Origin of the sequence: Pedobacter sp. WC2423 (assembly GCF_040822065.1) — a bacterium.
Lineage (GTDB): Bacteria > Bacteroidota > Bacteroidia > Sphingobacteriales > Sphingobacteriaceae > Pedobacter.
This window is the reverse complement of sequence record NZ_CP162005.1, coordinates 1,647,938-1,661,204: the sequence shown is the minus strand read 5'-3', so window position 1 is coordinate 1,661,204 and position 13,267 is coordinate 1,647,938. Positions and strand designations below refer to the sequence as shown.

Genomic DNA, 13,267 nt, shown 5'->3' with positions numbered 1-13,267 from the left:
GACATACCTGAAAGATTCTTTTTCTCATCCTTTATTTTTAAGCATGTTTAATACCAGGCCAGTAACCACAGCACCAGCCAGATAATATCCAACCGTAAGTATTTTAACCTGGTCATTTTTAGCTACCGGTTCCTGATCTAACCCCATAGGTTTTGGTAAAGTTATAGCTCCTATTCCCGCGCTCAGACCCATCATAGCAACTTTAGGCCAAAGGTATTTTGCATTTCCAATACCTATTAAGCTGTAGTATATAGTGTTTCCTATAATGTCACCAGCGAGAGTTGCCTCATACAAGGTTTTATCATGATCAATATTGCCACCAAAATAATTAATCGTTTTTTGAAGTGCTTCCTCTCCAAGCAGATCTACTCTGGGCATATCCGATCCTTTTTTCTTCAGACTTTCGTGTAAAATATTGAGTGCAGCCGCTCCAGCGAGGCCTGCAATCAGGTTTTTGAATTTGCTCATTAGCTCAGGATTTAATAGTTAACCAGTGTATGGATTGTGACTTAGAACAAAGACTATCCTGTATGGTTTTAATTTATTTTGAATTAAGAAGTTGTAAATCAAATAGCTGATTATTCCTCAAAATTTATTGTTATGTTTCATCACTCAAAAGATTTACAATTCAGGAATGGTATCCAAACAGGACCTTGTATTTCGTTAATATTCTTCTGGAGCAACCAAGTGGGGGAGAGCTCGCAGCAGTATGCAGTATTGGATACAAACATTTTTCTTAAAAAGGTGTTCTAACCAAAAATATAAGCTAATAAATGATGCTTGAAAATATTTACTCAGAGAAATTAAGTGAAATGCTTGTTGCAGAAAAGAAGTACATGCTTTGTTTGGAAAAACTTTCAGCAGCGGCATTGACAGATGAATTGCGTATAGCACTTTCACCAGATTCTTCTGACCAGCGCTTGCATATTGAGCGTCTGCAACTGTGTTTTGAAATACAAAAAGTGAAAAAGACTGGAATTATTTCAGCCCTTGACCAGTACTTTTTTGAGCACCTTAAGGATGTAGTTAAAGGAAAAGTTCCTTCGTTGCAAAAAGATATTTCTCTCCTGCACAGTTCCCAACTGATTTTTCAACGAAAAATTCAGGGCTATACTTCTTTGCAGCAAATGGCAATCGCTTTAGGCGTCGAGCAATCTGCTCAGTTGCTGGAGCAATGTTTTAAGGACGACCAGAATGCATATAATTACCTGGTGCAGGTTTCGCAAAATATTATCTATCCTAATGCAAACAGATGAATGGTCAGCTGATCACTCTCGCTTGTCTTTTGCGATGAATATAAAATGCTTTCTCCAAAAGAAGTTATTACAGAATTGTACTTGAGGGGATTATAGCCTGGCCTTTTTTACTCAGCCAGAATAATTTTATGATAGCGGGTCAAGTCATTCAAATAGTATATTTATGTACTAAAATTGGATTTATTTATAAATTAAAGCAAACAATTAGTACGTTATTGTACTTAATAGTTTATAATTGTACTAAATTTATTGGAATGATGTATTACGATTTAATAAGTGAGGTAATAGGCTTGATTAAGATTTATGAACAGGAATCTGATCATAAAAGTCAGGACGGGTACTTGTTTGCACAATGGATGAATGAACATTATAAAAAATCTTCTCCACCTTTTCCGGAGCCGGAGTGGGAGGGAAAGACAAATGGTCGTTCCCCTGATAGTGTGATTAACACTTCGCTGGTACATCTTTACAGGTACGCAAAACTAAATGCGAAAGCTGCAATAGCAAATACATCTTTTTCTACCCCTGATGAATTTATTTATTTAATCAGCCTGGTTTCCTTTGGGAGTATGACTAAAACGGCTCTTATCAAACTAAATATTCATGAGAAATCTGCAGGAATGCAAATCGTGAACAGATTAATTAGCAATGGATTAGTTGAGCAGTCAGCATTGGACAGTGATAAAAGAAACAGAATGATTCACATTACTTCAAAAGGAACTCAAATGCTGAATGAGAGTATGCAAAATATAAAAAAAGCATCAAGGGATGTAACTGAACCACTTTCATATCTGGAAAAAATGGACCTGATCAGGTTACTGACTAAGCTTGAAAGTTTTCATGAATCGAAAGCGAGAACAATTTCCTAATAAACTATGAAAGAAATATTTGATAATTTATCGGCCGAGTTTAGTAAAATGATGACTAAACGGTATAGTACAAGTTTCTCCTTAGGTATTTATTTTTTAGATGAAAAGATCCGTCAGCCTATTTATTCCATTTATGGTTTTGTACGGTTAGCTGATGAGATTGTAGATAGCTTCCATGCCTACGACAAAGGTATTTTATTGTCAAAATTTAAAAGAGATTGCTTTGAGGCTATTGAAGATGGAATCAGCCTGAACCCGGTACTGAATTCTTTCCAGCAAGTTGTGAACAAATATCATATTGAAAAGCAGCTTATAGAATTATTTATTCAAAGCATGGAAATGGACCTTAAGCAAGAATATTATACGCCAGAAAAGTATGATCAGTATATTCTGGGCTCCGCTCAGGTGGTAGGCTTAATGTGTTTACAGGTTTTTACCGAAGGAGATAAAACAGAATATGAAAAACTGAAGAGTTCGGCAATGAAATTAGGTGCAGCATTTCAAAAGATAAATTTCCTGAGAGATGTAAATGCTGACTACTATACCTTAAGCCGTAATTATTTTCCAGATGTAAACTTAGCCACTTTTTCTAATCTTGAAAAATCAGTTATAGAAGATGATATAGAAGAAGATTTAAGATTGGCACTGGCTGGAATCCGGCAATTACCTTCTTCTGCCAGAAATGGAGTTTACCTCGCCTATGTATATTATAAAAAGTTATTTAATAAGATTAAAAACTGCCCTGCTGAAAAAGTAATGACAGAAAGAATCCGTATTTCCAATGCCCGTAAGTTCGGATTGATGTTCGACTCCATTATTCGTTACAAAACCAATACGATATAAACAGCTTATGAGTTTTCAGAAAAAAAATATTTTAGTGGTTGGTGGTAGTTCTGGAATTGGTTTATCAGTAGTTAACGAGCTTGACCAGCAAAATGCAAATGTATATGTAATTTCAAGATCGTCGTCTGAAAACTGGCCGGCTAACTTTCAATACCTGCAGGCTGATGTGACCGGTAATCTTGATGCTATAGCTGGTTTTTTACCAGAACAGTTACACGGTCTGGTGTATTCGGTAGGAAGTATTAATCTTAAACCTTTCAACAGGCTTACTGAAGACGATTTCTTAAATGACTATCGGATTAACGTTTTGGGTGCTGCACGTATGATTCAGCAGTCTTTAAAACAGTTAAAAAATGCTGGTGCTGCATCAGTAGTTTTGATTAGCTCTGTGGCTGCTAAAACAGGAATGCCTTATCATGCGAGTATTTCTGCTGCAAAAGCTGGGGTAGAAGGACTTGCAGTATCATTAGCTGCCGAACTTGCTGCTCAGCAAATACGGGTTAATGTGGTAGCGCCATCGCTTACTGACACTCCATTGGCACAAAATCTTTTAAGTTCTTCAGAAAAGCGGGAAGCTTCCGCGAAGCGGCATCCTTTAGGAAAGATTGGGCAGCCAGAAGATATCGGCAAGTTAATTACTTTTTTATTGTCGGAGGAAAGCAGTTGGATAACCGGGCAGATAATTGGAATAGATGGCGGTTTGGGGAAATTAAAAACTAGTTAATATGATAAGCATTCCGAGTAGCCAGATCTATCAACTGGAGAAACAATATAGAATAAGCCTGATCAATAGCTTAGTTGGCTATAAATCTTTAAATCTGCTGGGAACTATCAGCAAAGAAGGAATCACCAATTTATGCGTGATTAGCTCGGCCTTTCATCTTGGTGCTGATCCACCTCTTCTGGGGCTGGTTATAAGACCAGAACGAGCACATAATGACACCCTTACAAATATTAAATCTACAGGTCAGTATACCTTGAATAATGTATTGCCAGAGTGGTATATGCAAGCGCATCAGACCAGTGCTTCTTATGCTGCAGGTATATCTGAATTTGATACCTGTGGATTTCAGAAATTATATATAGATCGTTTTAAAGCACCTTTTGTAGGGCAATCGACTATTCGTATCGGCTTGGAATTAAGGGAAGTTATTGATGTAGAATTAAATGGTACGACTATCTTGATTGGAGAAATCGTTCAGATATTAGCTGATGATACCATGATAACTGAAGACGGAACGGTTGATCATATTAAAGCAAAAACAATGACCGTTGCGGGATTGGATACTTATTTTCTTCCGCAGCCTATTGGACGTTTAGCTTATGCTAAGCCAGGAATTGAACCACGTCAATTTGAATGGTAATTTAAAATTATAGTAAGGGAGCCTTAAAAACTCCCTTTACTTTTGTTAAGAATGTTGTTCCTGATGAACACCTTCGGCAAATTCTTCCACCATTTTATCATTAAATGCCGGCAGATCATCCGGGCTTCTGCTAGTTACCAATCCTTCATCAACCACTACTTCCAAATCATCCCATTGTGCACCAGCATTGATAAGATCAATCTTTATAGTTTTTGTTGAGGTCATCTTTCTTCCTTTAACAACTCCGGCCGTTATTAATACCTGCGGACCGTGACAAATCGCAGCAACAGGCTTTCCGGCACTAAAAAATGCTTTCACAAATTCAACGGCCTGATCATTTTTTCTAAGCGCGTCGGGATTTAATACTCCACCCGGAATTAATAGACCGTCATAGTCTTCTGGATTAGCTTCGGTTATCGTTTTGTCAACATCAACTTTAATAGTCCATTCCTGATCACCCTTCATCGCCTGAATACTTCCTGGTTTGGAAGAAATGATATGAACTATGGCACCCTCTTCTTTTAATCTTTGAACCGGACTGGTCAATTCTGTTTCTTCAAAACCGCTTTCTGATAAAACGGCAATGTTTCTATTATTTAATTGTCCCATACTATTTATTTGAGTTTAAACTTTATTGTAATAACTACAACTCCTCCCGAAGAAAGTTTTTACATTTTATTATAAACTGAAATTCTTGAAATATTTACGTATTTGCATGCTGGCTAAATTGTTGGATGAGCTTTTTAACCGACTCATCAGAAGGGGATGCAAAATTTTTGATGTCTTCGAGTGCCTCCTCACCTAATAAAGCAGCTCTTTGCAGCATTTGTTTTTCATAGGCTGCGATGGCAGCCTGTATATTTTGAAATTCACCAGCAGTAAGGCACTCACTTAAATCAAGCGCATCCAGCATAGCTGTATTAACTCCTTCGCCAGATGGAGGCATCAAATGAGCTGCATCTCCAATAAGGGTGAGATTTGATTTTGTATCCCAATTTTGGTCTAAAGGGAAATAGTTCAGTGGCCTTGGAACAAAATGTTTACATGCTTTAAAGAGTGTGAAAAATATGGGGTTCCAACCTTCGTAATATTTAATCAGGTAAGCGTATACTTGCTCACTTTCATTAAAATCAATTCCACTGGTTTTGATCCAGTCTTCAGGATAAATAGATGAAGCATAAAATGTCAGGCCACCATCACCTCTTGGCTGCGCAGCAATAGTTTTTCCGGTACCCATTGCCATAAGATTGGCTTTATCAACCAACGCATAAATTTCAGGGCATACTTTTTCAGGATAATCTATCTCACCCTGGATAATAGTTGCCCCTGAATACACTGCTTTAATGTCTGTTAGGTAAGAACGGATTTTTGAGCGGTATCCTTCGGCTCCGATCACTATATCCGCGTTAGCTGTTGTACCATTTTTAAACTTCAGTTTCCAGGTCTCATTGACCAGCTCCATGCTCACAAATTGACTATCCCAAATAACGGTATCAGGCAGAAGAGCATCTATTAAAATATTTCTTAGCGCACCCCGGTCAATTTCTGGTCTAAAATGTTCATCGCCAAAATCTGCAACAGAACTTTGATCATGTTCGTCCATGAGTATTTTCGCATCCTTGTCAACCATGCGAAACTTATCAGCACCAGGCATGTAATTCACTTTGAAGGCATCCATCAAATCTGCTGCTTCCATAACTTTCAGGCCCGAGTCAAAGTGTAAATCAACGATTGCACCTTGCACGCGTGCTTCTTTGCCAAAATCCCTTTCATAAACCTTCACATTTACCCCTTTGAGCTGTAAAAGCCTGGCTAATGTTAAGCCACCCGGGCCACCGCCTATGATTGCTATTTCTTTATTTTGTAATAGATTTATTGCTTTCCATGTTTCCATTTTTATATCTTTTTTAATTTGATACAAAAGAGCAGCTTATGCCAGGCGGAAACAATGCAGATAAGCAGTGAGTATAGGACTATCCGAGGTTTTTAGTTCTGAAAGTTAAGGGAGTCATTCCTGTACCTTTCACAAACAGCCGGGTAAAATAAGAATAATCATTATAACCGAGTTCACCTGCAATCTCTTTTATAGATTTACTGGAATGGTAAAGCAGGCGCTTGGCTTCCAGAACGATGCGTTGTTGTATATGATAAGAAACGGAATGTCCAGTTGTGGTTTTGACACATTCATTCAGATAGGGGGTAGATATATTCAGCGTCTGAGCATATACCTTTGGACTTTTTATCTTTGTAAAATGATGTTCTAAAGAAGATTTAAATGATTTGGTAATCACCTTGAAACGGGAATGGTGATCCGTGGCTTTAGCTTCAGATAAATACTGGGAAGCAACTAAGGTGACTAAGGTGTTACAACTTTCTTTCAGAATGGAATTAAATAGTTTTTCGTGTTTCCTTTCAGAGAATTGTATGCAAAGCGCTGCGGTTGTTGAAATAATGGCGAGTGTCTCGGCTTTTAAAGGTAAAATGCTGGCGGGGGTGAGGGCAGCTAGTAATTCAAGGTTTTCCTGCTGCAGATTTTCACTGGTAATTATCCAGGTGCTGATCGTTGCATTTTCAAAAGCGATCAAATGATGTATCTGATCAGGATTTATGTAAATAATAGATGATTCTTCTATACAATGTTTTTCAAAGTCAATTTCAATATGGGTTGTTCCTTTTTCCTGCAGGATAAATAAATGCCCGTTGTCACGGTGTGGTCGCCCGACTTCTTTGGGATTGGGAAGTCCATTAAAAAAATTTCTGAAAATAATTATTCCTTCCCTCGTTCCGGAAGGCAGTGTGTTCACAGGAATATATTTGCTTTTTTTCTGCATCGTACTATTACGTTATAAAGATAGCTTTTTACATAAAATTGCCTAAGGTGAAACGGTGTATTGATTTTTTTGTTGAGCAGTTATCTTTAATATGTTCAAGAGATTGAATATCAAATAATATTGTTTTTTATAAATTTCATTATTAGATTAGGTTTAACAATTAACCTACGCTTTTTTTAGTTTAAAAATCTGCAAGGGTTAATTATGTTTTGTCACATAAGATTTATAGCGTAGGTATTGGAAGTTTGAAATTTAAACAAAACCAAATAGACGCCTCATTATGAACTTATTACACTATCAAAGATTAAATGATCTCATTTGCAGTCAAAACACTGGTCCAGTGAAGGAGCTTGCCATAAAGCTCGAAGTTTCTGAAAGAAAAATTAAATACATGATTAAACGCATGAAAGACGATTATGAATCTCCGATTTATTTCAATCATGCGTTAAATAGCTATGTCTATAAAGAGGGAGGATGTTGCTATTTTAAATTTCAAAAAACTACAGAAGATAAGATTTTGGAAATTTTGAAACTTATTAATAAATTATTTCCCGGCCATAGTTTTTTCCACAACGGCCCTAAATAAGAATTTGTCTGCATTTTTTTTTGCCCCGATTATCTGATTTTTTCCAATAAATGTCCATCAATAAATTATAGACATATTTTTTTTGGGTTTAATAAATGTTTTAGACACTTCTTTTATCACTTATTTTTTTTCTGAAAAAATATGAAGCGGGACAATATGATTGCCCCGCTATCTTTTAATATTGTTTGGTTAATTCATTAACATTGAACCTTATACTATTTCAATATGAAAATGCGTTTTTGGGATTCTTTTTTGATATTATAGGGCATCATAGGTATTAGTGCCCAATTATTTACTCAACAAGATTATCATCAATGAACTTAACAAATATTTATATGAATGGAAAAAAATCGAACTAGTAGCAATTATTAAATGTGCTTTGGTTCAAGGCTGCAAGGGAAAAAAACCTTTGAATAAGGAAATTGTAGGTAACATGGATTAGTTCTAATGGGGCTCAATTAATATTTAATCATGATGGAACATTACTGAGGAGGAAGGTGGAAACAGATATTTTTTTAATAAAAGATAAAATCTTCAGATGATAAGAAACTTCTCCTGTTGCACTATAGGTAATTTAAGTATCTAATACACCAATAGGTTATAACTTTAATAGACAGTAATAAAAATGAAAATATCTACACTTACAAAAAAACAGAAATACAGAATTGTGGCTATTATACTTATTACATGGCTTGCAGGTATATTCTTAACAATGACTTACACATTGATCGACGATTGGCCACAGTCATTAAAGGTTCCTTTAGTAGAACATTATAATTTATTTACTAAAGAAGCGCAAAGTAGGTTGCAATTACTTGCTACGACAACCAATAGAAATAGAGAAACAACATCTAGCTTGGTTTATAATAAAAAATTTAATTTGTTTGTCCTTAAAGTTATTCTTACAAGTAATCAAAGTTTGAAAAATGTTATAAATTATAAAAACGAATCCTCACATGTTTCTCTAAATGCATTTTATGCTGGTATACCGGGATCCAATATGGATATGAAGCTTAAAGGTGGAAAATCAGTTTTAGTATCAAGTGTGGAATTTAAGCATAGTGGGGATCTCATTAAACTTATCCAGGAAAGTGATAATTTTTACTGCTATTATTATAAGTTCAAAACATTCTCTGTAAATTATAATGATGAACCTTATGACATAGTCTCCAAAGCAGATGACGCAGAATTGCCGGCAAGTTTGGCATTTATTAAAAGGGGGAAATTTCTTTATATAGCCATAATGACTGTCGCCAACGGAAAAGAAGAAATGGATTCTAAGCAACTATATGATATTATAGACCCAAAGTATAAAATCAAACATAAAAGGAAATAAATAACTAAAAGATGGTTAAAGGCTTCATATAAAATTGAAGATATAGTAATTATCCATCTTACCTGTTTCTATTATGAAATCAGCAAAAATTATCGCCTCTTCACTGGTTTTTTTAATCGGTATTGCAGCATTTATAATATGCTTTATAGCAAAAGATTATGACAATAAAATAAAGCAACTTGGCTTTATAACTTCAGCGGTTATAGTAGATCTTGAAAAGGAGGTTCATAAAAGTAGTGAGGGCAGGCCGGAAAGGAATACTACATTTAAAAAAGAAACCATTTGGGGAATTTATAAATTTGCTGTTGGCAAAAAATCTTATCTCGTTCGTGGCAAGACTTCCGGTGGTGCACTTGGACAAAAAACAAAAGTATATTATGATCCGGGAGATCCAGGAAAGAAATATGTGCTGGAAGCTGATCAATCTGGTTTTGCAATAGGCATCACAGTTGCTAGTTTTTTTCTAATTGTTGGTGCAGTGTTATCTTATAGAAGTTATATGTTATAAGTGAGAAAATTGCATTAATTTATTCATTTACCAATGTATACAGAAACTTTGTAATTGATAAGTTTTTACGGCGGCTAGTTATTTATTCTTCTAAAATAAACAAGTAAATATGGAACTCAGGCATTACAGTTTGAAAATTACGCTTTTGAAATTACGCTATTTATTTTCAGTACTCCTTGTACTTTTTACTTACAGTAATTCAATTGCCCAGCAAAGAGATATAATCGTTCGTATTTCAGAGATTGAAATTTATCCTGAACATTTAGAAGCTTATCAGGATATCTTGAAAGAAGAGGCACGAGCGTCTTTAAAGCTGGAACCGGGTGTATTGGCTATTTTTCCATTGTATCAAAAAGATGATGCTTCAAAAATAAGAATCCTGGAAATGTATGCAAATAAGGAAGCATACCAATCTCATTTAAAAACGCCACATTTTCAGAAGTATAAAACCACTACTTCAAAAATGGTGAAATCTTTGAAATTAGTTGATATGAATGCGATAGATAGTGAAGCTATCTCCGTCATGTTCAGAAAAGTAAGTTTATAATCTGCTTTATGTTTTGGTTCGCGTCCAAACGCTTTTCGGAGTTCATTTTTGGCGTTTTCCAAAACATGTTTTCTTTATCAGGATAATCCAAAACATGATTGATTTGTTTTATAAAATCTTTTCTAGGGTATTAATCTGTTTACACTCCCGTATAAATAACCGATTGTGACATTTATACCTGTTTTGAAAATATTGGAAACCAGAAAGTACGGTATATGTTAGGCTAAATAAAGAATAAATTATTTATTTAACCTTGCTGTGTGGAGCCACCAATAGGTGAACAGCATTTTGCTAACACTATGGATGCACCAAACGGATTACTTATATTATCGGAAAATTCCGGTCATTTGTTTTTTATTTACGATTATACTAAAGCAAAGTTTAGTTATCTTAATCCTGCTTTCAAAACCTTTTTTGGAATCAATAAAGTAGCTCTTCATCCCAATGGTTTGTTGTTAGCCGTACACCCGGATGACAAAAACTATTTACTGGAAAAATTAGCTGGTTTATGTGCCAGCACCAGTGCGAAGCAAGAAATTGAATGCAGATTTATACTGGATCAGCAAGAGCGGTCGCTGCTTATCAATGCACAATTTAACGGGACTATAATTACAGGACTGGCACAGGATATAACATTATATAAGGAAAATATAGAGATCCTTCATCAACATGGAAATAAGAAGAACTCTATTCTTAATATTCTTGCACATGATCTGGCAGGGCCGATTGGTACAATCCGCAACTTCTATGATTTGATTAAAAGAGAATATATGGGCTCGGAATATGATACATTGCAAGGTCACCTCAACAGGATAAAAATGATCAGCGAAAGCTGTACCAGGCTAATCCGTGATTTCGTAAATCAGGAATTTCTGGAATCCGCAGGCGCGGGTTTGTTAAAGCGCCGGGTTGATCTTGCGGAAAAACTATTTGAAATGGTCAGGGAATATCAATCCATGGATCTTGGGGTTAGCTTTGTTAGCAATTGTGACCATCAAATTGTATTTGTAGAAATTGACCTGGATAAATTCCTTCAGGTAATTCAAAACCTGATTTCAAATTCTCTGAAATTTACTCCAGCCGGCGGAACCATTACGATTAACTTACAGCAACAGCAGCATCAAGTAATCCTATCTGTCGCAGACACTGGCATAGGTATACCTGAAAAATATCATCACACTTTATTTGATAAATTTACTGAAGCCAGAAGAAACGGACTTCATGGAGAACATTCTACAGGTTTAGGGATGTCAATTATCAAGACAATTGTGGAATGGCATGGCGGAACAATTTCGTTTGAAAGCAAAGAAAATAAGGGTACAATTTTTAACATAGCGCTACCGGTTAACAATTCTTAATTGGGTCTGATAAAACATTTAATGGCAAATGGTGTTGATGCTATAATCTTTATTTAAGCCTGTAAAAATTGGAAAAACGTATTGGTATTCTCGGCGGTGGCCCGAGTGGTTTGTTTATGTTCAAACGATTGATAGAATCGGGTAGAACAGATATAGTAATTAATATATTTGAGCGGAAGAACAAATTAGGATCGGGGATGCCCTATAGTGTTGAAGGTGCTGGAGATGAACATATCACTAATGTATCAAGTAATGAAATTCCATTGCTGGTCACTTCACTTGCAGACTGGATTAAATCTGTTCCAAAAGATACGCTTGACAAATTTCATATTGATCCCTTACGTTTCAATGAATATAAAGTTCTTCCCCGGCTGCTTTTCGGTCAGTACTTAACGTCTCAGTTTGATCTTTTACGAAAGATGGCAAGTGAGAATGGCATAGAATATCAGATATTTTATAATAGTATAGTAACAGATATTATCGATTATCCGGATCAGGAGATGGTAGTAGTAGAGATAAATGATAAAGAACAATTCAAATTTGATCAGATTATCATTTGCACAGGGCATAACTGGCCAAAAAAACATGAAGGTAAAGTTCCCGGTTATTTTGATTCACCATATCCACCAACCAAACTGGCCTTAAAACTTGATCATCCTGTTGCTATTAAAGGTTCGTCTTTAACTGCTGTTGATGCGATCAGAACACTTGCACGTCATAATGGAACTTTTGATAAGGATAATAATGGTCATCTTTTTTATCAATTACTTGATCATAGCCCTAATTTTAAGTTGGTATTACATACACGCAACGGAATGTTGCCTGCAGTTAGATTCCATTTAGAAGACTCTCATTTAGCTAATGATTCACTGTTAACTGCAGAAGAGATTGCTGAACATATCGCTTTAAATAATGGATTTTTATCATTAGACTATATATTTGAAAAGGATTTCAAACTGCCAATAAAAGAAAAGGAGCCAGAGTTTTATGAAAAGATAAAAGAAATGAGCCTGGAAGAGTTCGTTACTGCAATGATGGATTTAAGAGAACGGCTTAACCCTTTTCAATTGCTCAAAGCTGAGTATGCTGAAGCTGAAAAATCAATATTGAGGAAAAAGTCCGTGTATTGGAAGGAAATGCTGGGTGTATTAAGTTTCGCTTTAAATTATCCTGCTAAGTACCTGTCAGCAGAAGATATGATGCGTTTGCACAAATCTCTGACACCACTGATTTCCATTGTAATTGCTTATATTCCTCAAAGTTCCAGTGAAGAAATATTAGCGATGTATCAGGCTGGTATACTTGAACTTATTCCTGTTGGTGATGATAGTGAAATTGAAGCTATGGATAAAGGTGGTGCTACGTATCATTACACTGACGAGTCAGGAGAGGAGCATTCCGTATATTTTAATACTTATATAGATTGTGTCGGCCAGCCTCATATGGCTTTTGAAGATTTTCCTTTTAAAAGTTTACTAAACGACAAGACTGTTAGTCCTGCTAAACTCAGATTTCGGTCAGCACAAGAGGGCCAAAAAGCATTAGCTGATGGTAAAGAGGTGATGCAGGATCAAAATGATGACTATTATTTGAAAGTTTCAGGAATTACGATTAATGATAATTTTCAGATCGTTGACGCTTATGGAGCTCTTAATGATCGTATTTATATCATGGCTGTGCCCTATATTGGAGGCTATAATCCTGATTATTCTGGTCTGGATTTCAGTGAGGCAGCTTCGGCTGCAATTATTAAACAATTAATATTATAA

At 35.7% G+C, this 13,267-nt stretch carries 15 protein-coding genes; 11 read left to right on the top strand and 4 right to left on the bottom strand.

The window, feature by feature from the left end; genetic code table 11:
* Positions 1 to 24: 24 nt before the first annotated feature.
* Positions 25 to 468 (bottom strand): hypothetical protein, encoded by a 444-nt coding sequence (locus AB3G38_RS06535; protein WP_367867688.1) that lies wholly within the window; start codon positions 466 to 468, stop codon positions 25 to 27.
* Between the two features lie 305 nt (positions 469 to 773).
* Between AB3G38_RS06535 and AB3G38_RS06530 the strand changes: the two genes are divergently transcribed.
* The 5 genes from AB3G38_RS06530 to AB3G38_RS06510 all read left to right on the top strand — a co-directional run bounded on the left by AB3G38_RS06530 (position 774) and on the right by AB3G38_RS06510 (position 4,332).
* Positions 774 to 1,256 carry a DUF892 family protein gene (locus tag AB3G38_RS06530; RefSeq protein WP_367867687.1) on the top strand — a complete coding sequence of 161 codons (483 nt, stop codon included), beginning with the start codon at positions 774 to 776 and terminating at the stop codon, positions 1,254 to 1,256.
* 254 nt (positions 1,257 to 1,510) lie between these two features.
* Positions 1,511 to 2,125: a MarR family winged helix-turn-helix transcriptional regulator gene (locus AB3G38_RS06525; RefSeq protein ID WP_367867686.1), complete on the top strand. Its 615-nt coding sequence runs from the start codon at positions 1,511 to 1,513 to the stop codon at positions 2,123 to 2,125.
* 6 nt (positions 2,126 to 2,131) lie between these two features.
* A complete protein-coding gene (locus AB3G38_RS06520) occupies positions 2,132 to 2,968 on the top strand; it encodes a phytoene/squalene synthase family protein (RefSeq protein ID WP_367867685.1) in 837 nt (278 codons plus the stop codon).
* Positions 2,969 to 2,975: 7 nt separating this feature from the next.
* The gene (locus tag AB3G38_RS06515) at positions 2,976 to 3,692 is read left to right on the top strand and encodes an SDR family NAD(P)-dependent oxidoreductase (RefSeq protein WP_367867684.1); all 717 of its coding nucleotides are present in this window, start codon (positions 2,976 to 2,978) and stop codon (positions 3,690 to 3,692) included.
* Position 3,693: 1 nt separating this feature from the next.
* A complete protein-coding gene (locus tag AB3G38_RS06510) occupies positions 3,694 to 4,332 on the top strand; it encodes a flavin reductase family protein (RefSeq protein WP_367867683.1) in 639 nt (212 codons plus the stop codon).
* Positions 4,333 to 4,377: 45 nt separating this feature from the next.
* On the opposite strand, the gene AB3G38_RS06505 is transcribed toward AB3G38_RS06510, so the two are convergent.
* The 3 genes from AB3G38_RS06505 to AB3G38_RS06495 all read right to left on the bottom strand — a co-directional run bounded on the left by AB3G38_RS06505 (position 4,378) and on the right by AB3G38_RS06495 (position 7,163).
* Positions 4,378 to 4,941: a type 1 glutamine amidotransferase domain-containing protein gene (locus AB3G38_RS06505; protein ID WP_367867682.1), complete on the bottom strand. Its 564-nt coding sequence runs from the start codon at positions 4,939 to 4,941 to the stop codon at positions 4,378 to 4,380.
* Positions 4,942 to 5,035: 94 nt separating this feature from the next.
* On the bottom strand, positions 5,036 to 6,226 hold the full coding sequence (locus tag AB3G38_RS06500; protein WP_367867681.1) for an FAD-dependent oxidoreductase: 1,191 nt from the start codon (positions 6,224 to 6,226) through the stop codon (positions 5,036 to 5,038).
* 79 nt (positions 6,227 to 6,305) lie between these two features.
* Positions 6,306 to 7,163 carry a helix-turn-helix transcriptional regulator gene (locus tag AB3G38_RS06495; RefSeq protein ID WP_367867680.1) on the bottom strand — a complete coding sequence of 286 codons (858 nt, stop codon included), beginning with the start codon at positions 7,161 to 7,163 and terminating at the stop codon, positions 6,306 to 6,308.
* A gap of 280 nt (positions 7,164 to 7,443) precedes the next feature.
* Here AB3G38_RS06495 and AB3G38_RS06490 point away from each other — a divergent pair, with 280 nt between their 5' ends.
* The 6 genes from AB3G38_RS06490 to AB3G38_RS06465 all read left to right on the top strand — a co-directional run bounded on the left by AB3G38_RS06490 (position 7,444) and on the right by AB3G38_RS06465 (position 13,267).
* Entirely contained in the window at positions 7,444 to 7,749 is a 306-nt protein-coding gene (locus tag AB3G38_RS06490; RefSeq protein ID WP_367867679.1) for a hypothetical protein, read from the top strand.
* Between the two features lie 625 nt (positions 7,750 to 8,374).
* Entirely contained in the window at positions 8,375 to 9,085 is a 711-nt protein-coding gene (locus tag AB3G38_RS06485; RefSeq protein WP_367867678.1) for a hypothetical protein, read from the top strand.
* Positions 9,086 to 9,158: 73 nt separating this feature from the next.
* The gene (locus AB3G38_RS06480; protein ID WP_367867677.1) at positions 9,159 to 9,593 is read left to right on the top strand and encodes a DUF3592 domain-containing protein; all 435 of its coding nucleotides are present in this window, start codon (positions 9,159 to 9,161) and stop codon (positions 9,591 to 9,593) included.
* Positions 9,594 to 9,702: 109 nt separating this feature from the next.
* Positions 9,703 to 10,140, top strand: coding sequence for a putative quinol monooxygenase (locus tag AB3G38_RS06475; RefSeq protein WP_367867676.1), 438 nt, complete (start codon positions 9,703 to 9,705; stop codon positions 10,138 to 10,140).
* A 260-nt stretch (positions 10,141 to 10,400) separates the two neighbouring features.
* Positions 10,401 to 11,498 (top strand): ATP-binding protein, encoded by a 1,098-nt coding sequence (locus AB3G38_RS06470; RefSeq protein WP_367867675.1) that lies wholly within the window; start codon positions 10,401 to 10,403, stop codon positions 11,496 to 11,498.
* 68 nt (positions 11,499 to 11,566) lie between these two features.
* Entirely contained in the window at positions 11,567 to 13,267 is a 1,701-nt protein-coding gene (locus AB3G38_RS06465; RefSeq protein ID WP_367867674.1) for an FAD/NAD(P)-binding protein, read from the top strand.